Annotated in this window: 18 protein-coding genes; 5 read left to right on the forward strand and 13 right to left on the reverse strand. The window is 59.5% G+C overall.

All coding sequences use genetic code 11. The annotated features are described in order from the left end of the window. Positions 1 to 70: 70 nt before the first annotated feature. The 4 genes from BUA42_RS02845 to BUA42_RS02860 all read left to right on the forward strand — a co-directional run bounded on the left by BUA42_RS02845 (position 71) and on the right by BUA42_RS02860 (position 4,549). The gene (locus tag BUA42_RS02845) at positions 71 to 1,090 is read left to right on the forward strand and encodes an amino acid ABC transporter substrate-binding protein (RefSeq protein WP_072776164.1); all 1,020 of its coding nucleotides are present in this window, start codon (positions 71 to 73) and stop codon (positions 1,088 to 1,090) included. A 126-nt stretch (positions 1,091 to 1,216) separates the two neighbouring features. Beyond that, positions 1,217 to 2,431, forward strand: coding sequence for an amino acid ABC transporter permease (locus tag BUA42_RS02850; protein WP_072776165.1), 1,215 nt, complete (start codon positions 1,217 to 1,219; stop codon positions 2,429 to 2,431). A 1-nt stretch (position 2,432) separates the two neighbouring features. Beyond that, positions 2,433 to 3,728 (forward strand): amino acid ABC transporter permease, encoded by a 1,296-nt coding sequence (locus tag BUA42_RS02855; protein WP_072776166.1) that lies wholly within the window; start codon positions 2,433 to 2,435, stop codon positions 3,726 to 3,728. A gap of 50 nt (positions 3,729 to 3,778) precedes the next feature. Further along, a complete protein-coding gene (locus BUA42_RS02860; RefSeq protein WP_072776167.1) occupies positions 3,779 to 4,549 on the forward strand; it encodes an amino acid ABC transporter ATP-binding protein in 771 nt (256 codons plus the stop codon). A gap of 91 nt (positions 4,550 to 4,640) precedes the next feature. Here BUA42_RS02860 and BUA42_RS02865 read toward each other — a convergent pair whose 3' ends face one another. The 8 genes from BUA42_RS02865 to ttcA form a co-directional block, all read right to left on the reverse strand. After that, a complete protein-coding gene (locus BUA42_RS02865) occupies positions 4,641 to 5,144 on the reverse strand; it encodes a SixA phosphatase family protein (protein WP_072776168.1) in 504 nt (167 codons plus the stop codon). A gap of 24 nt (positions 5,145 to 5,168) precedes the next feature. After that, the gene (locus BUA42_RS02870) at positions 5,169 to 5,822 is read right to left on the reverse strand and encodes a ferredoxin (RefSeq protein WP_072776169.1); all 654 of its coding nucleotides are present in this window, start codon (positions 5,820 to 5,822) and stop codon (positions 5,169 to 5,171) included. After that, entirely contained in the window at positions 5,819 to 6,688 is an 870-nt protein-coding gene (gene argB, locus BUA42_RS02875; protein WP_072776170.1) for an acetylglutamate kinase, read from the reverse strand. Before argB ends, BUA42_RS02870 begins: the two co-directional genes overlap by 4 nt. A gap of 90 nt (positions 6,689 to 6,778) precedes the next feature. Continuing rightward, positions 6,779 to 7,429, reverse strand: a complete 651-nt coding sequence (gene yihA / locus BUA42_RS02880) for a ribosome biogenesis GTP-binding protein YihA/YsxC (RefSeq protein ID WP_072776171.1) — start codon at positions 7,427 to 7,429, stop codon at positions 6,779 to 6,781. 1 nt (position 7,430) lies between these two features. Then, a complete protein-coding gene (locus BUA42_RS02885) occupies positions 7,431 to 8,174 on the reverse strand; it encodes an MOSC domain-containing protein (protein ID WP_072776172.1) in 744 nt (247 codons plus the stop codon). Further along, on the reverse strand, positions 8,171 to 9,982 hold the full coding sequence (gene yidC / locus BUA42_RS02890; protein ID WP_072776173.1) for a membrane protein insertase YidC: 1,812 nt from the start codon (positions 9,980 to 9,982) through the stop codon (positions 8,171 to 8,173). The genes BUA42_RS02885 and yidC overlap by 4 nt, the downstream gene beginning before the upstream one ends. Before the next feature lie 168 nt (positions 9,983 to 10,150). Beyond that, complete coding sequence (locus BUA42_RS02895) at positions 10,151 to 11,701, reverse strand: GGDEF domain-containing phosphodiesterase (RefSeq protein WP_072776174.1); 1,551 nt, start codon at positions 11,699 to 11,701, stop codon at positions 10,151 to 10,153. Positions 11,702 to 11,721: 20 nt separating this feature from the next. Then, positions 11,722 to 12,591, reverse strand: coding sequence for a tRNA 2-thiocytidine(32) synthetase TtcA (ttcA, locus tag BUA42_RS02900; protein WP_072776175.1), 870 nt, complete (start codon positions 12,589 to 12,591; stop codon positions 11,722 to 11,724). A gap of 109 nt (positions 12,592 to 12,700) precedes the next feature. Between ttcA and BUA42_RS02905 the strand changes: the two genes are divergently transcribed. After that, positions 12,701 to 13,648 (forward strand): alpha/beta hydrolase, encoded by a 948-nt coding sequence (locus BUA42_RS02905; protein WP_072776176.1) that lies wholly within the window; start codon positions 12,701 to 12,703, stop codon positions 13,646 to 13,648. Here the strand turns inward: BUA42_RS02905 and hrpB are convergent. From hrpB to uvrB, 5 genes are all read right to left on the reverse strand, one after another. Further along, a complete protein-coding gene (hrpB, locus tag BUA42_RS02910) occupies positions 13,645 to 16,095 on the reverse strand; it encodes an ATP-dependent helicase HrpB (RefSeq protein ID WP_072776177.1) in 2,451 nt (816 codons plus the stop codon). The two genes, BUA42_RS02905 and hrpB, sit on opposite strands and share 4 nt — an antisense overlap. Positions 16,096 to 16,140: 45 nt before the next feature. Next, entirely contained in the window at positions 16,141 to 16,455 is a 315-nt protein-coding gene (locus BUA42_RS02915; RefSeq protein ID WP_245818945.1) for an excinuclease ABC subunit B, read from the reverse strand. A 161-nt stretch (positions 16,456 to 16,616) separates the two neighbouring features. Beyond that, positions 16,617 to 17,057, reverse strand: coding sequence for an excinuclease ABC subunit B (locus BUA42_RS02920; protein ID WP_245818946.1), 441 nt, complete (start codon positions 17,055 to 17,057; stop codon positions 16,617 to 16,619). Positions 17,058 to 17,377: 320 nt separating this feature from the next. Next, on the reverse strand, positions 17,378 to 18,082 hold the full coding sequence (locus BUA42_RS02925; protein ID WP_218588602.1) for a DUF6782 family putative metallopeptidase: 705 nt from the start codon (positions 18,080 to 18,082) through the stop codon (positions 17,378 to 17,380). Positions 18,083 to 18,222: 140 nt separating this feature from the next. Continuing rightward, entirely contained in the window at positions 18,223 to 20,406 is a 2,184-nt protein-coding gene (gene uvrB / locus BUA42_RS02930) for an excinuclease ABC subunit UvrB (protein ID WP_072776181.1), read from the reverse strand. Between the last annotated feature and the right edge of the window lie 190 nt (positions 20,407 to 20,596).

Raw genomic sequence — 20,596 nt, forward strand, 5'->3', positions numbered from 1 at the left:
CGTCGTATGAGCATCATTATGCTTGTCGTAAACCGTGCCTGAAGGCGCGGGCTAACAGGAAGAGGTAAACATGAAGAAACTTGCAATTCTTGGCGCGATGACCGCTGCTGGCCTGACGGCCGGTGCAGCGTCTGCCGCCACGCTGGACGACGTGAAGGCGCGCGGCACGCTGAATTGTGGCGTGACCACGGGTCTCGTCGGATTTGCAGCACCGAACGCAAACGGTGAATGGGAAGGCTTTGATGTCGGCGTCTGCCGCGCTGTGGCCGCTGCCGTTCTCGGCGACCCGACAGCTGTCGAGTTTGTGCCGACAACCGGTAAGACACGCTTCACAGCGTTGGCATCCGGTGAAATCGATTTGCTCGCGCGGAACACCACATGGACGTTCTCGCGTGACGTCGACCTGAAGTTCGAATTCGTCGGAATCAACTACTACGACGGTCAGGGCTTCATGGTCCCGAAAGAGCTGGGCGTGTCCTCGGCGAAGGAACTGGACGGCGCAACCGTCTGCATCCAGACCGGCACCACAACAGAGCTGAACCTCGCGGACTTCTTCCGCGCCAACAACATCAGCTACGAGCCGGTTCCGATCGAAACAAACGCTGAGGCGCAGCCGCTGTACCTCGAAGGTGCATGCGACGTGTACACAACCGACGCATCCGGCCTTGCCGCGACACGCGCCGCGTTCGAAAACCCGGGCGACCACGTGGTTCTGCCGGAAATCATTTCCAAAGAGCCGCTTGGCCCGCTGGTTCGTCACGGCGACAATGACTGGGCAGATATCAACCGTTGGGTTCTCAATGCGCTGATCGCAGCGGAAGAACTGGGTGTGACATCGGCAAACGTCGAAGAACTGGCGTCGGCACCTGGCGACAACCCGGAAATCAACCGTTTGCTCGGCACAGAAGGCACACTGGGCGAAATGCTCGGCCTTGACGCTGACTGGGCGAAGCGCGCCATCATGGCGGGCGGCAACTACGGTGAGCTGTTCGAGAAGAACATCGGTGAAAACACGCCAATCGGTCTGGCGCGCGGCCTCAACGCGCAGTGGACCGAGGGTGGGCTGCTCTACTCGCCGCCCTTCCGCTAAGGCCTGACATAAGGAAAAGGGCGCGGTGCAAACCGCGCCCTTTTTCAAATAAACAAACGATAATCCGGATCAGACTCAAGAGCGTGCAAAACGCCGAATTGAATCCGGAAACACAGGGATAAGCATATGTCCACGTATTCAGACCCGCCATCGGGGTCGTTTCAGCTTTCAATGCTGATCAACGACACGCGTTATCGGTCCTACACATTCCAATTTGTCGCGCTGCTGCTTTTGGTTTTGGGGATGGCCTATCTTGGCTGGAACCTGGTCCAGAACCTTGCGGCGGCCGGGCTCAATATCTCCTATCAGTTTCTCGGAGAACCGGCCGGCTATGACATCAACCAGACCTTGATACCGTATACGAGCCAATCCTCGCATTGGCAGGCGTCCATGGTGGGCGTGTTGAATACGCTGCTCGTGGCGTTTCTTGGCTGTATCATGGCCACCATCATCGGCGTGGCCGTTGGTGTCCTGCGCCTAAGCAATAACTGGATCGTGCGTCAGTTGATGTCGATCTACGTCGAAATCTTCCGAAATGTTCCGGTTCTGGTCTGGATCCTGATCATCATGGCGATCTTTATCGCCGTGCTGCCGCAACCACGGGATTTCCGTGGCGACGATGCAGAGGCGTCGATGTTCCTCAACGCCTTCGCCTTCACAGGTCGCGGCTTCTATTCCCCCGCACCGATCTTCGGACCGGGGTCCGGCGTCGTGGTTGCCGTCTTCCTTGCATCAATTGCCGGCATTTTCGCGCTGCGAAACTATGCAACGAAAGCGCTGTATCAGCGTGGGCAGTTGATCCCAACACTTTGGCCATCGATCGCCCTGTTCTTTATACCTGCGATCCTCGCCTTCTACATCATGGGCCGCCCGATTGGTCTCGAATACCCGGAACTTCGCGGGTTTAACTTCCAGGGTGGCGTGTTCATGCGGAATTCGCTGATCGCCTTGTGGTTCGCCCTGTCGATCTACACCGCGGCGTTCATCGCTGAAAACGTCCGTGCCGGCATCCTCGCCGTGAGCAAGGGCCAGACCGAGGCGGCGGCGTCGTTGGGCATGCGTCCCAACCGGATCATGAATCTCGTGGTTCTCCCGCAGGCGCTGCGCGTGATCATTCCGCCGCTCATCTCGCAATATCTGAACCTCACCAAGAACTCGTCGCTGGCGATTGCTGTGGGCTACATGGACCTGACCGGGACACTTGGCGGTATCACGCTCAACCAGACAGGTCGCGCGATCGAGTGCATCGTCCTTCTGATGCTGTTCTATTTGACCATTTCCTTGGTCATCTCTGCGTTGATGAACGTGTACAACAACGCCGTTAAGCTGAAGGAGCGCTGAGATGTCAGACACACATGCTCAATCCGTTGCCTTCGTCCGCGACACGATGATACCGGAACAGGCGCCGCCGGCGTCTGAGGCGGGTATCATCAAATGGATGCGCGAGAACCTCTTTTCCGGCTGGTTCAATACGATCCTGACGCTCGTCTCGCTCTACTTCATCTACCAGATCGTCACGAGCGCATATCCGTGGTTTGCCAACGGTATCTGGACGACGAGTTCGCTTGCCGAATGCCGCGAGGCACTGGACGGGATGACCGGGGCCTGTTTCTCGGTCTTGACGGAACGCTGGAACCAATTGTTGTTCGGATTTCAGTATCCGAACGACGCATACTGGAGGCCGACTCTCGCATTTTTCCTGCTGATCGTGGCGCTTGTGCCGGTGCTCTATCCCAAAGCGCCGCGCAACATGCTGATATTCACAGCGATCTACCCGTTCCTGGCCTTCTGGCTGATCTGGGGCGGAACAATCTTGATCCCGATTGTCGCCATGCTCGGATTTGTCGGCGGCTATTTCGCGTTCAAGCAGTTCGACCACCAGAGCTTTGCCATGGGGCTGTTGGCGGGGGTCATTGCCGCAGTCGTTGTTTGGTGGGTTGGCGGTTTCGCCACTGGTGCCGCTCCGAACCTGCTGGCACTGGAAGCCGTGCCGTCGCGCGACATGGGGGGCTTCATGCTCAACATGATCCTCGGCACCGTCTGTGTGGCGCTGTCCTTGCCGATCGGCATCGTGCTGGCGCTGGGGCGTCAGTCGCACATGCCGATCATCAAATGGATTTGCGTGATCTTCATCGAATTCATCCGTGGTGTGCCGCTCATCACGCTTCTCTTCGTTGCGAATGTGGTGCTGGCCTACTTCTTGCCTCCGGGCACGAATTTCGACCTGATCCTTCGTGTGATCATCATGATCACGCTTTTCGCCTCTGCTTACATCGCAGAGGTGATCCGGGGCGGCCTGGCGGCCCTGCCACGGGGCCAGTACGAGGCGGCGGATTCGCTCGGTCTTGATTACGCGCAGTCGACGCGGTTGATCATCATGCCGCAAGCGCTGAAGATCTCCATTCCGGGGATCGTGAACGTGGCCGTGGGTCTGTTCAAAGATACGGTGCTCGTTTCGGTGATTTCGATGTTCGACCTTGTCGGGATGATCCGCGGGCCGATCCTCGCATCGACGGAATGGAATGGCGTCTATTGGGAACTCTGGGGCTTTGCAGTCTTCGTGTTCTTCATCGTCTGTTTCAGTATCTCGAAATACTCGCAGTGGCTCGAGCGACAACTCGCCACCGATCACCGATAAGGAGCACCGCGCTCAAAGAGCGAAGCGGTAGCGCAAGAAGGAAAAAAGTCATGGCTGAACAAGCACAGGAATTGACCGTCTCGGACGAGGTCGCGATCCAGATCAACAACATGAACAAATGGTACGGGTCGTTCCACGTTCTGCGGGATATCGACTTGACCGTGTATCGCGGCGAGCGGATTGTTATCGCCGGCCCGTCCGGATCGGGGAAATCCACGCTCATCCGGTGCATCAACGCATTGGAAGAGCATCAGAAAGGGTCGATTACGGTTGATGGCACGCTGTTGTCATCGGATCTGAAAAACATCGACCGCATCCGGTCGGAAGTCGGGATGGTGTTCCAGCACTTCAATCTGTTCCCGCATCTGACGATCCTTGAAAACTGCACGTTGGCCCCGATCTGGGTGCGCAAGACACCAAAGAAAGAGGCCGAGGATATTGCGATGCATTTCCTCACCAAGGTGAAGATCCCGGATCAGGCGAACAAGTACCCCGGACAGCTCTCCGGTGGTCAGCAGCAGCGCGTTGCCATTGCACGCTCGCTTTGCATGCGTCCGCGGATCATGCTGTTCGACGAACCGACATCGGCGCTTGACCCCGAAATGATCAAGGAAGTGCTCGATACAATGGTGGAGCTTGCCGAGGAGGGCATGACCATGCTCTGCGTGACGCACGAGATGGGCTTCGCCCGTCAGGTGGCGAACCGCGTGATCTTTATGGATGCGGGACAGATCGTCGAACAGAACGAGCCCGAAGAGTTCTTCAACAATCCGCAGAACGAGCGGACAAAACTGTTCCTGAGCCAGATCCTCGGTCACTAGGCACTTTGCGGGCAAACGCCCGGCACACGAAATCAGAAAAGCCCGGCGGTCGATCCGCCGGGCTTATCTTTTGCGCATGCCTGGACGCGCCTTAGCCTGGCAGCCCCTCCATGACCTCGCGGGGGATGGCAAAGCCTTCGCAGACGCCAAGACCAGGACGCACATCCTGCCATGATGTCACATCAAAGGCGATCAGGCTGGTGGCGCAGGTCGGGTAATCCGAAAACCTCGGATGGTCGGGTGGTTCCGAAACCAACTGATGTGCGCAGTCCGCGATACCGTAGTTGTGGCCAAGCATGAGGACGGTGTCGCCATCGGCACCGCGAAGCACGTCGATCATTTGCTCGGCACTGGCAAGGTAGAGCGATCGTTCAAACCGCGTCGGGGTGTCGGGCAAGCCAAGTAGGTCCAGCGTTTGGCGCGTGCGCGTGGAGGACGAGCACAGGATTTCGTCCGGAACCCAACCCTGATCGGTCAGCCACTGCCCCATGGCAGGTGCGCTTTTGAGTCCGCGCTTGTTCAGCGGGCGCGCGTGGTCGTCGCCGCGGGCGGACCAATCCGACTTGGCGTGGCGCATCAGAACCAGTCGTTTCAAACGGACCGCCTTTCCTTGATGGCGTTACTCTCCCAAAAACGCGCGCATGTGGAAAGCGGATTGTTCGGCAGGTCGGCCAAACCGTTGCGACACGGGGCAGGCACGTCTGACCAAGCATCCTGCGCGACAGGCGGCACCCTCCGGGCTTTCAAGATGCGCTTTACATGCCGGGACATCGTAGTCCTTACCGGGTGCAAGAGCGCCCACCGGGCAAGCGCTTGCACAAGGCTGTGCACTGCAACTCCGACACGGGTTCTGTGGTGTTCCGGCAATGGGCAGGCGTTCGGCTACGGCCAGCGCTGCGCGAAAACTTATGAACAGTCCCGCCGTCTCATGCACCAGTAGTCCGATCGGGGATGACCAGCTGGTGCCACAGCGTTCAGCCCAGTGTAGAAAGGGCGCGTAGGGTGGCCCATCGTAGGGAAAGATCGCAGTCGCGTGAAACAGCGCAGAAAGCTCGCCCGTGACCCGTTTCGACCAGCGGTCCAGCGGATGCTGCGCGCCATCGGTCATTTCCGGCGAAGCCTCAAAGATCGGCCAGAAGGACGGCTCATCCGGACCGAGCAGGACAAGGGTCTTGGTCCCGGGCGGTGTGTTGTCGCTGTCCGTTGGATGGAATGCGCCGCGCACGGCAAGGCCAACCGCGCGCGCTTTGGCATCGAGCTGATGAAGCGTCACCGTTTCGGGCGGATAAGCGATCCCGCCCCATGTTCGGTAAAGAGTTCCAGCAAGCAGGCATTTGGAACCCGCCCGTCCAGGATCACCACCGCCCGCACCCCATCGTCGATGGCTTTCAACGCCGTCTCGGTTTTTGGGATCATGCCGCCGGCGACGGTGCCGTCGTCGATCATCGCGCGCAACTCTTCCGGCGTCATGTCCGTGACAACCTCTCCATTGCCGTCCTTGACCCCACTCACATCGGTGAGCAGCAACAACCGGTCCGCCTTGAGCGCGCCCGCAATGGCGCCAGCAGCGGTGTCTCCGTTCACGTTGAACGTCTCATTGGGCAGCATGCCCGTCGCCACAGGCGCCACGACCGGGATGATCCCGGCCTCGAACAGATCACGAAGCACCTGCGGATGCATCTCGACCGGTCGTCCGACAAAGCCGAGTTCGGGGTCATCCGCCTCGCACACCATCAGGTCGTCATCCTTGCCCGACAACCCAACGGCACGGCCACCTTCGTCCATGATCGCCTGAACGATCCGTTTATTCACAAGGCCCGTTAGAACCATCTCGACCACCTGCACGGTCGCTTTGTCGGTCACGCGCTTGCCTCGCACGAATTCCGACTTGATCCCGAGCTTGGTCAGCATGTCGTTGATCATCGGCCCGCCGCCATGCACCACGACGGGGTTGATCCCAACCTGTCGCATCAAAACGATGTCGCGTGCAAACTCCGCCATGGCCGCATCATCGCCCATCGCATTGCCGCCAAATTTCACCACAACGATCGCCCCGGCATAGCGCTGCATGAATGGCAAAGCTTCTGAAAGCGTGCGGGCGGTGGCGATCCAATCGGTGTTCATATCTCGGGATTTCATGTTCGTTTCATCCTGGCCGGAACGTCCTCCGGCGATGGCCTTGTGTGCGGCAAGCGGCTTGGCGAGGCAAGCCGTTTTGAGCGGCCGGGCTTACGTGATGCCTGCAATCACCGCGCGCAGCGTGGCGATGCCGTCGCCCTTTTCGCTGCTTGTCGAGATCAGTTCGGGAAAGGCTGCGGGGTGCTTCGACAACTTCTCTCGCACCTGGTCCAACACGGCGTCGTGCTGCGACGGCTTGATCTTGTCCGACTTGGTCAGCACCACCTGAAAGGTGACCGCGCTCTTGTCGAGCAACGTCATAATCTCGTCATCGACCGGTTTGATGCCGTGACGGCTGTCGATCAGCACGAAGGCACGGCGCAGGCTGGCGCGGCCCGACAGGTACTGTTTGAGCAGCGCCTGCCACTTTTCAACGACGTTCACCGGCGCGTTCGCGTAACCGTAGCCGGGAAGGTCGACAAGATACCTGTCGTCGCCGACGGTGAAGAAGTTGATCTCTTGTGTGCGGCCCGGTGTATTCGATGCCCGTGCAAGCGCCTTGCGGCCCGTCACCGCGTTGATGAGCGACGACTTCCCGACATTCGATCGCCCGGCGAAGCACACTTCGATCCTATCATCCGGCGGAAGACCGGACATGGCGACCACACCCTTGAGGAAGTCCACCTCACCGGCAAAGAGCTTGCGACCCCGCTCGCGCGAGGCGTCGTCAGGGTCTTCGACAAGCGGGAAGGGCAGGCGCATGTCAGACACGTGTCACCTCATCGCCCACGCGGATATCTCCACCTTCAACCACCTCTGCCCGGACCGAAAAGTCCTGATGCCCCCAACTGCCCAGAGCGCCGAGAACATCCGCGTCGCGTTTGCCGGTCTCGGGATTGGCATGCGTCGACATACACCGATCCGTGCGTTCGCGGATGCGAAGTAGCGTCTCCCCAATGCGCACGGTTTTGTCGTCCCAGTCGAATTCCTCCCACGGTGCAAGCCCGTCGATCCAGATATTGCCGCGCCATCGGAGGTGAGACAACGGTCGCCCAACACGCTGCTCTACCGCTCTGTGGGACGCGTGGTTGCACAGCGTCACGCTTGGGAAGTCGCTATCCGTGAACGCTGCGGCTTGCGCATGCACCAGGCGCGCGGGCTGCAACGTCTCGTCGGAAACGAGGCCTTGTACCCAGTCAACTAAAGAGGCGCCGTCATCTTCGGGATCGAAGACGAAGTCCGCCTGATCCGGGTGGCGCAATGTGATCGCTCCTGTTGCGTTGTCGGTGGACGCGGTCACGGCCATCAGGGCCGGTATCTTGGCGACCCGGCAGAAATTCCCGCACGGTGCCCATTCCGACCCGTCAACCGTGGATCGTTCATGAGCCACCGCCCATGAGCGATCCAGCGGCATCGCCTCGCCCGCGCGCAACGCCACCGATGTCAGCGCTTCCCGGCCAAGGCTCTTGATCGGGTGCCGCCAGATCTCGGTGACGCGGGCGGTCATTTCTCGTCGGTCTTCGGACCGCGTTTCAGACCGGACTTGATATTGCCAAACACGTCCGGCTTGTACCCTTGCGAACGCATGATCAGGTATTGTTGCGTGAAGGTGATCGTGTTGTTGGCGATCCAGTACACCACAAGACCGCTGGCAAACCCGCCCAGCATGAACATGAACACCCACGGCAGCCAGGCAAAGATCATGGCCTGCGTCGGGTCAGTGGGGGCCGGGTTCAGCTTTTGCTGCAGCCACATGGAGATGCCCAAGAGAAGCGGCAGGATACCAATGAAGATCAGCGCGAGCAGGGAACCGGGTGCAGGCGCTGCCCAGGGCAGCGCGCCGAACAGGTTGAAGATCGAGGTCGGGTCAGGCGCGGACAGGTCCTGAAACGGCCCAAGCCACGGCGCGTGGCGCAGTTCGAGCGTGACGAAGATCACCTTGTAGAGTGAGAAGAAGATCGGAATCTGCAGAAGTATGGGCAAACATCCAGAGGCCGGGTTCACCTTCTCTTTCTTGTAGAGCTCCATCATCTCCTGCTGAAGCTTCTGCCTGTCGTCGCCCGCACGTTCCTTGATCTTCTCCATCTCGGGCTGAAGTTCCTTCATCTTCGCCATGGAGACGTAGGATTTGTACGCCAGCGGGAACAGGATGGCCTTGATAATCAACGTCAGCCCGATGATTGCCCAACCCATGTTGCCGATCAGCAGGTTGAGATGGTGCAATAGCCAGAAGATCGGCTTTGTCAGAAAGAAGAACCAGCCCCAGTCGATCGAGTCGATGAAACGGTCCACGCCTTGATTTTGGTACTTGCGGATGGTTTCCCATTCCTTCGCGCCGGCGAAAAGCTGGGTGGTGACGGTGCGGGTCTCGCCCGGCGCGACCGTAACCGTCGGTTGTACGGCTTCGGTCTGATAGATGTTGTTTGCGTCGCTGTATTTCGCGACCTGCCGGAACGGCGTGCCGTTCTCCGGGATGATGGTCGTCATCCAGTAATGATCGGTAAACCCAATCCAGCCGCTTTCGGTCACTTGCGTGACCTCGGCGCGCGCGCCTTCGGATGGCACGACGGCAAAGTCCGGCATTTCGTCGTAGTCAATCTCGGCTAGCGTGCCATCTGCCATGGCGACCACGCCCTCGTGGAGGATGAAGAAATTCTTCAAATCCATTGGTTCGCCATGACGCGCGATCAGGCCATAGGGGGCCATCGAAACCGCGGTGCCACTGGCATTCTCGACGGACTGGGTGATGCTGAACATGAAGTCTTCATCGACCTCGATCGTGCGTCGGAATGTCAGGCCCGCCGGACTGTCCCAGCGCAACACGACGGGTGTTTCTGTGGTCAGCGTTTCACCGCTCTCGACTGTCCAAGGGGTCATGACACTTGGCACATCGTCAAGACCAAGACCGCTGCCAGGAGCCCAACCGAACAGCGCGTAGTGCGGGTTCTCGGTACCGACGGGTTCCAATAGATGCACGATATCCGCGTCAGGATCGAGCGTTTCGCGATAATCCTTCAGCGACAGATCGTCGATGCGCCCACCGGCAAGCGAGATGGACCCTTGCAAGCGGTCCGTTGCGATGGGAACACGAGGTGCGGTTGCAATTTCCGGCGGCGCGGATTGCGCGGTCGTCGTTGTTCCGGGTGCCGCATCCGGCGTGGTCGCGATGGCTGGGGACGTGGCTTCGGACGCAGGTGGCAGGGCCGTTTCGGGAGCGACGGTCGGCTCCGGCGGCGGGAACAAGACAAACCAGACAAGAATGACCGCAAAACTCAGCGCTGTCGCGATAAGAAGGTTCTTGTTTTGATCGTCCATCGGGGATCGCCACCTGTGCTTGTGAATTATCGCAGGGTTCAACAGGCACTATGCGTGAAGGTCAAGCAGATTCCCGGTTATCCACGGGCCCTGCGGCATTTGTTCAGGCGAAATTGATTGGCCGTCAGACTGTCGATTGCACATCAAAACCTGCTGGTGTTTGGCAAGTCAAATGGCTTGGACCGACGGCATGTCTGCATTCACGACATGCTTAGCTATCCAGCCTCCCACGTCTGCAGCGGGCATGGCATTCCCGATCAGAAGACCCTGCACGTAATCGCAACCCAAATCCCGCATGACGGCGTGGTGGGCCACCGTCTCGATCTCATCAGCCAGTGTTTCCAGCCCCAATTTTTCAGCCATTGCGCAGACGGCGGCGAGCATGCGCTTGGCGTCTGGCGATTGGTCTGCGCTTTTGACCAGGTTTTGACCGATGATAAGCCGATGGATTGGATAGTACTGCAGGGTCGAAACGGGCATCTTGCCGGTCCCAAACCCATCCAAATCGATGCGACAGCCCATATCCGCCAAGGCATGGACATTGCGATGCACGACATCCTCCGGCGAGTCACCGACGGCATTTCCGTGGATAAGCAGAGCGATCCGATGTGCGGGCAGCCCTAGGCGGTCCAGCTCCCAATTGATTTGATCCGCGAGGTTCGGATTTCGCATCGCGGCTTCGGGAAATGGCACGCTGACCGTTGGTATCGAAAGCCCCTCCAAGTCCCATTGCCGCAAGCCTGCAAGGCTTTGCGACAGCAAGGTCTTGCCCAGATGTTCAATTGCTCCGCTGTCCTTTGCCGAACGCAGGATTTCGGACGCCTGTACAGGACCGCGTCTGGGATGATCCCATTGCGGTGTTGCGACCATGCCGACAACTTCCCCCGACAGCGCACGAACTTGTGGTTGGAAATGCACTTGTATCTGCCCGTTCGCCAACGCATCGGTCAGGTCTTCCCGCAACGCGTGTTCGGACTGTCTTTTGTGTGAGAGCCTGTCGGACCAGATCCGCGTCGTCGATGGTCCAGAGGCCAGGGCATCCGCCAAGGCATGCGCGCCTGACGCCATCCAGGTCTCCGCGGTGACATTGCGACGGAAATTAAGCGATGATGCAATGCCGGTCGCGGCATACAGATATCTTGTTGTCCCTTTCAGCGAGAGCGGTTGTTCGATCGCCGCGCGCAGACGCGAAGCGAGATCGAGAAGACCGTCAAGCTTCAGGCGAAATCCCGGCGCGATGAAAACGACATATCGGGACTCACCGATCTGAAAAACTCGGTCGCTCTTTCGGAGCGCAGACGTCAAACGATCCTTTATAAAGTGTCGCGCTTCGTCTGCTGACTCCTCGCCCAGCGTACGGGCGATTTCGTCATACCCCGAAACACCGATCTGGAAGCAGGCGGTGGTCTGGCCATGATGGTGGGCGATCTCCAGAAAGTCCTGCGCAACCTCGCGATATCCCGGTGCACGTTCGGCTGGTTGATCCCCAAGGGTCAGGCTGCCGAACCCGCCGATTGCTGCGTAGAGCAGGGGCGTGAACAGGGCGACGGCCACCAAAAGCACTTCTCCGCCGGCCCAGTATGCTATCAGGCAAACTGCGGGTAGAAAGGCGAGCATGTGGGGACCGCGCAGCCCGGTCTGCAGCAGGCGCGCGGTATTGGAGTGATGGATCGGCGGCATGATGTCCAAGCCCGGTAGAAATTCCTCCGGACCTTGCATCGAAACGAGTAACCGAGGTCTTAACGAAGCTTCGGAATCTCGTCCGAATTTTCGTCGATTTCGCCGCGGTTTATGGAAAGCCCTGCAAAATCAAAGAGTTTTTCGTCCAACAGATGTGACGGCCGCGCGTTGGTTAGCGCACGAAAGATCACTTGCCGACGCCCCGGGGAATTCTTCTCCCACCCGTCGAGGATGGCCTTGACCTGCTGCCGTTGCAATCCGTCCTGACTGCCGCACAGGTCGCATGGAATGATCGGATAGTTCATTCCTTTGGCAAACTTCTCGCAATCGGCCTCGGCAACATGCGCGAGCGGGCGGTAGACGAACAGGTCGCCGTCCTCGTTCACCAGTTTCGGCGGCATCGTGGCCAAGCGCCCGCCGTGGAACAGGTTCATGAAAAAGGTCTCAAGGATATCGTCCCTGTGATGACCCAAGACCACCGCCGAACATCCTTCCTCGCGCGCGATGCGGTACAGGTTGCCACGCCGCAGCCGCGAACAGAGCGCGCAGTAGGTCCGTCCCTGAGGCACCTTATCGACCACGATGGAATAGGTGTCCTGATACTCGATCCGGTGCGGAACGCCCATCTTTTCAAGGAAGTCCGGAAGAACAGTGGCGGGGAAACCGGGCTGTCCCTGATCCAGATTGCATGCGAGCAGGTCCACCGGCAGAAGGCCGCGCCATTTCAGTTCGTAGAGCACCGCCAGAAGCGTGTAGCTGTCCTTGCCGCCGGACAGACACACCAGCCAGCGGCTGTCCCGCTCGATCATACCGTATTGTTCGATCGCCTCGCGCACATTCTGCACGATCCGCTTGCGCAGTTTTTTGAACTCGGTGGTTTTCGGCGCACCGTAGAACAGCGGGTGAATGTCGTCGGCATCATCAAGCATGGGTCGGGATGTACGGTTTTCCGCGCAGTCCAGCAAGGGCTGGCCGCACCGCTTTGGGAATGCGGCGAAGCCGCGTAAACTGACGGCATTGATTTAAGGAGTATTGCTCATGGATTACGTATTCGTTGCGCGGGGCAAGCGTGGTGACGGGTTTTCAAACGAACCGTCGGCCAGTCATTTCCTCGCGGTTCCCGAATCCGCATCGACTTTGGCGTGGCACCAGCGGATTTCAAAATCCGCGTGGACCAAGGCCATTTTGGTCGAAGCTGAAGGCGGAACGCCGAACCCCAACACGAAGGGTGACATCCTGTTCTACGTGCACGGTTTTAACAATTCGCAGGCCAAGGTTCTGGAACGTCACCGCAAGATCAAGAACGGCCTGAGACATCAGGGCTTCAAGGGGGTGGTTGTCAGTTTCGACTGGCCAAGTGCGGACACTGCGCTGAACTACCTCGAAGATCGCGAGGACGCCAAGCTGTCCGCTTTCCGGTTGGTCAAGGATGGCGTTGCCACTTTCTCTGCACTCCAACAGCCGGATTGCCGCATCGATCTACACATCCTGGCGCACTCGATGGGGTGCTACGTTGTGCGCGAAGCTTTCGACGACGCCGACGACCGAGCGCGCATTGCCGGCAAAAGCTGGTCGGTGAGCCAGATCATGTTGGCGGCGGCGGATCTTTCGGTCGATAGCCTGAGCGAAGGCAACCCCAAAAGCAGCTCCCTCTACCGCCACTGCGTTCGATTGACGAATTACTACAATCCGCTTGACGATGCGCTATCGATCTCGGCGGTAAAAAGGTTGGGTGTGGCGCCGCGCGCTGGGCGCAACGGGATGGCGGATCCAAAACATCGCAAGGGTGTGAACGTTTATTGCGGGAAACACTTCAAGGACAGCGATTTCGGGCGCGGTCCGAATGTCGGGCACACCTGGTATTTCGACGATCCCGTGTTCATGGAAGATGTGTTTCAGACGATTTCGGGCCAATTGGATCGCGCCGAATTCAGGACGCGTGTCCCCACCGATCAGGGCAATCTGGCGCTGATCAAACCGCTCTAGGTCCTTCTGCGCTTTGCACGCAGGGTCGGGTCAGCTTCGGTCGGATCTTCCGGCCAGGGATGTTTGGGATACGCTGCCTTCATGTCCTTGCGGACATCGGCGTAGGAACCTGCCCAGAACCCGGGCAAATTCATTGTGGTCTGCACCGGACGTTGCGCCGGGGATAGCAGCGTAACACGCAACGGCGTGATTCCTACGCGGGGATGCGTGGTCTGACCGAACATCTCTTGCAGACGGAGCGAGATTTCCGGGTGCTCACCCGAGTAGTCGATCGGAATGCTTCGTCCCAGCGGCGTTTCGAAGGTGGCTGGCACAGCGGAGTCGAGGCTTTTTTGCTGCGCCCAGTCAAGCATCCCGCGCAAGGCGGGCAGAAGGTCGAACCGCTTCCAATCAGCCGCCGCGCGAACGCTGCTCAGGTGCGGAAGCAGCCAGTCTTTGATGGTCTCCATCAAAACACCCTCGGACATATCCGGCAGGTCGAGCCCGGCCTCCCGTCCGATCTTCACCCGCGCAAGAAAGCGCCTCGCGGCATCGGTCAGCGCCGGACTCAGACCGAGATTGCGAACGCCATCCAGCATGGCTTCGGCGACGGCGTGATCAGGAACCGTTTTCCAGATGCGGTCATCCAAGGCTATTGCGCCGAACATCTCCTGCTGCCGGGCAATGACGCGGCGATCCCGCTTGGACCATGTGCAGATGTCGACCCACGAAATCTGATCCTCGAACAAGTCGCGCACCGATGCTTCGGTGATCTGGATGGCTTGCCGGATGCGGGCCTCTCTGGGATTGCCATCAAGGTCGGTTGCAACGATCAACCGTGCGCCTGCAAGCGCATCGCCGTCGTCCATCACCGCGCCTTTGCCACCGGACAACTGGAACCGCGCCGCATCACCTTTGCGGCGCAAGCCGATCCGGTCCGGATAAGCCAATGCTGCCATCTCGGCCGGGTCGACCGGTTTATTCGGCGTGCCATCGACGACGCTGCGAAGGCGTTTGGCCTCTGTCCTGATCCGATCTATGGCGCCCCGGTTCATGGTTGCGGTGCGTGTCGCGGCAAAGCGCCTAGGATCGCGCAGGGCCTCCAATCGCAGGCTCAGATCGACTCCGCCGCCCTGCACCGGGTCCCGATCGGCCAAAAGCGCCGCCAAATCAGCCGCATCCGGCCCGGCTATGGCCAGCATGTGGGCCAGACGTGGGTGGAGCGGTAAGCGGGCCAAACTGCGACCGTGCCCTGTAATCAGTCCCTTTTCGTCAAGCGCACCCAACATGCGCAGCAAACCCTGCGCCTCGGCAAGAGCACCTTCTGGGGGTTGCGTGAGAAATGGCAGATCGCCCGCCTGCGCGCCCCAAAGAGCCAGTTCCAATGCCAGCCCGGATAGATCGGCGGCCTCGATCTCGGCGGGCGGAAAGGCGGAAAGCGCGCCATCCTCGCCCTTGCTCCAGAACTTGTAGGCGACACCTTCGGCAACCCGTCCCGCGCGGCCGGCACGCTGTGTGGCTTCGGCCTTGGTCACCCTCTCGGTCACAAGACGCGACATTCCGGACCCGGGATCGAACCGCGCACGGCGCGCCAACCCGCCGTCCACGACAACCCGGATGTCTTCGATGGTGAGCGAGGTTTCGGCGATGGCCGTGGCCAGCACAATCTTGCGCCCATCGCTTTCCGGTTGAATGGCCTCGCGCTGCGTCTTGAACGGAAGCGCACCGTAGAGTGGTCGCAGTCTCGCGGACTTGGGCAAGCGCCCGTCCAGCTGCGCCATCACCCGCCGGATCTCTCCTTCGCCCGGCAGGAACGCTAGGATGCCGCCCTCCGTCTCGGTCGCGGCTTTCAGGATGAGATCGGCAAAACCGTTCTCGAACCGCTCAATCTTGCTGCGCGGTTTGCTCAACCAACGTGTCTCAACCGGGAAGCTCCTTCCCTCGGACGTCACGATGGGCGCTTTCATGAGCTTCGCCACCGGCGCCGCATCCAGCGTGGCCGACATGGCAAGAAGGATCAAATCCTCGCGCAACGCGTCAGTGATTTCGAGGCTCAGCGCAAGCCCCAGATCCGCATTCAGAGACCGTTCGTGGAACTCGTCGAAAATGACGGCACCGATCCCCGTGAGCTCGGGATCGGACTGGATCATGCGTGTCAGGATGCCCTCGGTGACGACCTCGATCCGCGTATCTTTCGAGACCTTGGTGTCTCCACGCACGCGGTAACCGATCGTGCGCCCAACCGGGACGCCCAGTGTTTCCGCCATCCGCTCCGCCGCAGCGCGCGCGGCAAGGCGACGGGGCTCCAGCATGACGATCTTTTTGTCGGTGAGGCCAGCCTCAAGCATGGCCAGTGGCACACGCGTGGTTTTCCCGGCTCCCGGCGGCGCTTGCAATACCGCGCGTCCAGCCTTGCGCAAATGCGCCAGCAGTTCCGGAAGTACCTCATCAATGGGAAGCGCGGTCATGCTGACGTCTAAACAGGTTCCAGAAGCACCGGCAAGACGATCAGATCAGGCGTCACTCACAGCGTACAGCGTGTTGCAGGTCTGTGTTCCACGCTCTGCGGCGCGAGCCAAGGACGGCAGGCGACGCGCAAGCTCTGCTTCGCGTGCTGTCAACGCCGCGCGATCGATGCTGACACGCCGCGTGATCGGAATGGTCTCATTTTTCCAACAGGGAATATAGGTGTCCCGTCCGTGATAACAGCGCGTGAAGACGCGTCGCGTCACGAATTCCGTTTTGTACGCGTATCCACGAGCCAGCGTTTCAGAGATCGTCGCGCGTTCCTTCAGCGCCGCGCGATAGGGCGCGGTGGCGTCAGACACGCAACGTTCCTGCGGTGTAGCGCAAGCGGCAACCAGCAGGATTATCGGAAGGACACGCACCATCCGGCGATGCTACTGCAAGGCGTCTCACACAGCAAATCCAACGCAAGCCGACGGCGACGTGCCTGTGAACGCGCGACACGGCGCTTGTCTGGAGCAGGTCAGGATGCTGACCGGTCGATACCCGGCGTCCTCAGCACCAACTGGTCCGTCGGGCAAGCGCGGAATTCCTCAACTGCGGGGGCGGCACCATCAAGAGAAACGGGCACTTCGAGGTCACCCAGGACGGCGACCGCGCGAGCGTTGAAGTTCAAACCGTTGAGGACATTTCCAAAACCGCGGTCCTTCACGGTCAATGTCCTCGGATCGACCGCGTCGACACTATGGCGCGTGGTCGAAATCGTCAGTCCGCGCTCTCCTTCGAACCGCATCGAGAACACGTCATCTTCGGGCCAGCCCCCCTCTCGCGACAGATGGATCGCGTACTCGCGAACGGAATGATCGTACGTGACCATGACCGCCATGTCTTCACCTTGGTGAAACAGCGTGCAGATGGGCACCGGTGTGAACTCCCACGCAGCGGCAGACATGGGTGAAACCATCAGGGCAAAGGCCAAAGAGAATAGACGCATGCTCAAAGAGTAGCGTGAGTCTCTGTGCAGGCCAGTGGTGCAGTCATTCGATTTACCGCCGGGCGACGGCAAGGAGGTGTTCGACTTCGACGCAAAGCTCGGATAAGTGCAACACAACGGCTCAATTTGGACGATCCAGCGCCTCGCGATGGGTCCAAGATTCGGAGATCGATATGCGTGTGTGGATTGCGATTGCCAGCTTGGTTGCTCTGAGCGCTTGCGGCGTGCCTTTTGTGCCTTTCATCTGATACAACGGCCAAAGGTCCGTGCGTCCCTTCGACGATTGACCGTCAGTCTTCGGGCAACGCGCACTGGTAGGGCGTGCCGTCTGGAAGGGTACAGAGCTGATCCAGAAACTCAGGCGCAACCCGGTCATATTGCGGCAGCAAATGCGCCTCTTCCGTCCGATCGAGGTAATCCAGGCAACTTGATACGTAGTACACGTCGGTCCGCTGTTCGTTCGCAAACCACGCATCGAAACCCGCCTGCGCCGCTTGCGAAAGGCTATCCGTTTCCTCAAGCCTGGTCTCGAAAGCCGCCGCGACATCGCTTTGCATGGGCCAACGCGAAATGGCCTCCCACATGGAATCGTTACCGCTTTCCTTCAGACGTGCCGCGACGACGAGGCTCGCGACCGACGCATCCGCTTCCATCGCAAAGATCGCCTGGGCGTAATCTCTCATCGCCAGCGACAAAGAGGGGCAAAGCCCGAGCGCGTACTGCTCTGCATGGCGCAATTCATGAACCATAACGGCTTCCGGCAAGCCACCTTCAAGATCGGGCGCCAGCACGATGCGTCTGGCCTCTGGTTCGAAATAGCCGCGCGCCGCATGGAGTTTGTCGGCGATGCAAATCTCACGAATTGCAGATGACAGCGTCATCTCAAGCCCGGCAAATCCAGAGATCGCCTCAGAGGTCGCCTCGACAACCCGTGCTATCGGTTCGGGGCTGTCGAAAGGTGGATCGGCACAGACCGTTTCTGCGTGCACTTGCACTGCCGACAAGAGCAAAACGCTGGGAAGAAGAGCGTGGTGGAAGCAGGTCACTGAAAAGGGCCGGAGAGTCATGCCTGCTTTTACTATGCGACGGAACGGGAAAGGGGAAGGCAGCGCACAGCCGGGCAGTACTGCCCAATCTACCGTTTCTTGCGCCGCTTCACATTCCCACCGCGTTGGCCGGGCCGACCTGCGGTCGATCGACCGGATGACTTCACCGCCGCATCAGCAGCCGCTTCTACCGCTGACTGACGCGCAAGGGGATCGTCGGCAACGGCGAGGTCGACAGCTTCAAGCCGCTTGATCTCGTCCCGCAAACGGGCGGCTTCCTCGAATTCAAGGTTTTCCGCTGCCTTTCGCATATCGGTCCGCAGCCCATCCAGAACCGCCTTCAGATTGGACCCCTGCATCTTGTCGTCGATCTTCGTGGTCACGCGGTTCATGTCCACGTCGCCCTTGTAGAGTCCCGCAAGAATATCCTCGACGTTCTTCTTGACCGTCTCGGGTGTGATGCCGTGCTCTATGTTGTAGGCGATCTGCTTGTCGCGTCGGCGATTGGTTTCCGCCAAGGCGCGCTCCATCGAACCGGTCATGCGGTCGGCATACATGATGACCCTGCCATCCGCGTTACGCGCCGCACGACCGATGGTCTGAATGAGCGAGGTCTCTGAACGCAGGAAGCCTTCTTTGTCGGCGTCCAGAATAGCGACCAATCCGCATTCCGGAATATCGAGGCCCTCACGCAGGAGGTTGATGCCCACAAGCACGTCGAACGCACCCAGTCGCAAATCACGCAGGATTTCGATCCGTTCAATCGTGTCGATATCACTGTGCATGTAGCGCACGCGGATCCCTTGTTCGTGCAGGTATTCTGTGAGGTCTTCGGCCATCCGTTTCGTCAGCGTCGTGACCAGCGTGCGATAGCCATCGGCAGCGACCTTGCGGATTTCGTCTAACAGATCGTCGACCTGCATCTCGACCGGACGGATTTCGACCTCCGGATCGAGAAGGCCGGTGGGACGGATCACCTGCTCAGTGAACACACCGCCCGTCTGCTCCAGCTCCCAGGATGCAGGCGTGGCCGAAACGAACACTGATTGAGGCCGCATCGCGTCCCATTCCTCGAACTTGAGGGGGCGGTTGTCCATGCAGGAAGGCAGGCGGAAGCCGTGTTCGGCAAGCGTGAACTTGCGGCGATAGTCGCCTTTGTACATGCCGCCGATCTGTGGAACGGAAACGTGGCTTTCATCGGCAAAGACGATGGCGTGGTCGGGGATGAATTCGAACAGGGTGGGCGGGGGCTCTCCCGGCGCGCGTCCGGTCAGATAACGCGAGTAGTTCTCGATCCCGTTGCAGGACCCGGTGGCTTCAAGCATCTCGAGGTCGAAATTCGTACGCTGCTCCAACCGCTGCGCTTCGAGCAGCTTGCCTTCGTTCACCAACTGATCAAGCCGCGTCCGCAACTCCTTCTTGATGCCGACAATCGCCTGATTGAGCGTCGGGCGCGGGGTGACGTAGTGGGAATTGGCGTAGATGCGAATACGCTCGAACGTGTCGGTTTTCTCGCCCGTCAGCGGATCGAATTCCGTGATGCTTTCCAACTCCTCGCCGAAGAAGGACAACTTCCAGGCACGGTCCTCGAGGTGAGCCGGAAAGATCTCAAGCGAATCTCCGCGCACTCTGAAAGACCCGCGCTGGAACGCCTGATCGTTGCGGCGGTATTGCTGCGCCACCAGATCGGCCATGACTTTGCGCTGATCGTACTCCTTGCCGACATGCAGATCCTGCGTCATCGCTCCGTATGTCTCGACCGAACCGATACCGTAGATGCACGAAACCGAAGCCACGATGATCACGTCGTCCCGCTCCAGAAGCGCCCGCGTGGCCGAGTGGCGCATCCGATCGATCTGTTCGTTGATCTGAGATTCCTTCTCGATGTACGTGTCAGACCGCGGAACGTACGCTTCGGGTTGGTAATAGTCGTAGTAGCTGACGAAATACTCGACGGCGTTGTCCGGGAAGAACCCCTTGAATTCGCCGTATAGCTGCGCCGCCAAAGTCTTGTTCGGTGCCAGAATGATCGCCGGCCGCTGCGTTTCCTCAATCACCTTGGCCATGGTGAAGGTCTTGCCCGTGCCCGTCGCGCCCAACAGGACCTGGTCCCGCTCGCCGTCCATGACTCCGCCCGCAAGCTCTTTGATGGCAGTCGGCTGGTCCCCAGCAGGCTTGAATTCGGTTTGCATGCGAAAACGAATACCGCCTTCCAATTTTTCGCGCGTTCGCACGTCAGGAGCGGGGGAGTGAAGAATGGCATCATCTGGCATGGTGTGCCTCAAAGATTCGACTGGTCTCACCGAACGAAAATAGCGGTGGCGGGAAGACGGTCAAAATGGGCTTTCCAACGGCGAAATGCAACCAAGGTCTAATACGAGATGTTACGCAGGAAAAATAAATCTTTACAAAGTGTTACATATTTTGGCGCGTTTTCCTGCACTTCAATTGCGAGTGATCCCG

It is taken from the genome of Marivita hallyeonensis (assembly GCF_900129875.1).
In the GTDB taxonomy this organism is placed as follows: domain Bacteria; phylum Pseudomonadota; class Alphaproteobacteria; order Rhodobacterales; family Rhodobacteraceae; genus Marivita; species Marivita hallyeonensis.

Bases quoted from the DNA above. Each gene is read 5' to 3' on its own strand.
- BUA42_RS02845 (WP_072776164.1), top strand. From the start codon at position 71: ATGAAGAAACTTGCAATTCTTGGCGCGATGACCGCTGCTGGCCTGACG.
- BUA42_RS02850 (WP_072776165.1), top strand. From the start codon at position 1,217: ATGTCCACGTATTCAGACCCGCCATCGGGGTCGTTTCAGCTTTCAATG.
- BUA42_RS02855 (WP_072776166.1), top strand. From the start codon at position 2,433: ATGTCAGACACACATGCTCAATCCGTTGCCTTCGTCCGCGACACGATG.
- BUA42_RS02860 (WP_072776167.1), top strand. From the start codon at position 3,779: ATGGCTGAACAAGCACAGGAATTGACCGTCTCGGACGAGGTCGCGATC.
- argB (WP_072776170.1), bottom strand. From the start codon at position 6,688: ATGAAATCCCGAGATATGAACACCGATTGGATCGCCACCGCCCGCACG.
- yihA (WP_072776171.1), bottom strand. From the start codon at position 7,429: ATGCGCCTGCCCTTCCCGCTTGTCGAAGACCCTGACGACGCCTCGCGC.
- BUA42_RS02885 (WP_072776172.1), bottom strand. From the start codon at position 8,174: ATGACCGCCCGCGTCACCGAGATCTGGCGGCACCCGATCAAGAGCCTT.
- yidC (WP_072776173.1), bottom strand. From the start codon at position 9,982: ATGGACGATCAAAACAAGAACCTTCTTATCGCGACAGCGCTGAGTTTT.
- BUA42_RS02895 (WP_072776174.1), bottom strand. From the start codon at position 11,701: ATGCAAGGTCCGGAGGAATTTCTACCGGGCTTGGACATCATGCCGCCG.
- ttcA (WP_072776175.1), bottom strand. From the start codon at position 12,591: ATGCTTGATGATGCCGACGACATTCACCCGCTGTTCTACGGTGCGCCG.
- BUA42_RS02905 (WP_072776176.1), top strand. From the start codon at position 12,701: ATGGATTACGTATTCGTTGCGCGGGGCAAGCGTGGTGACGGGTTTTCA.
- hrpB (WP_072776177.1), bottom strand. From the start codon at position 16,095: ATGACCGCGCTTCCCATTGATGAGGTACTTCCGGAACTGCTGGCGCAT.
- BUA42_RS02920 (WP_245818946.1), bottom strand. From the start codon at position 17,057: ATGGTTTCACCCATGTCTGCCGCTGCGTGGGAGTTCACACCGGTGCCC.
- uvrB (WP_072776181.1), bottom strand. From the start codon at position 20,406: ATGCCAGATGATGCCATTCTTCACTCCCCCGCTCCTGACGTGCGAACG.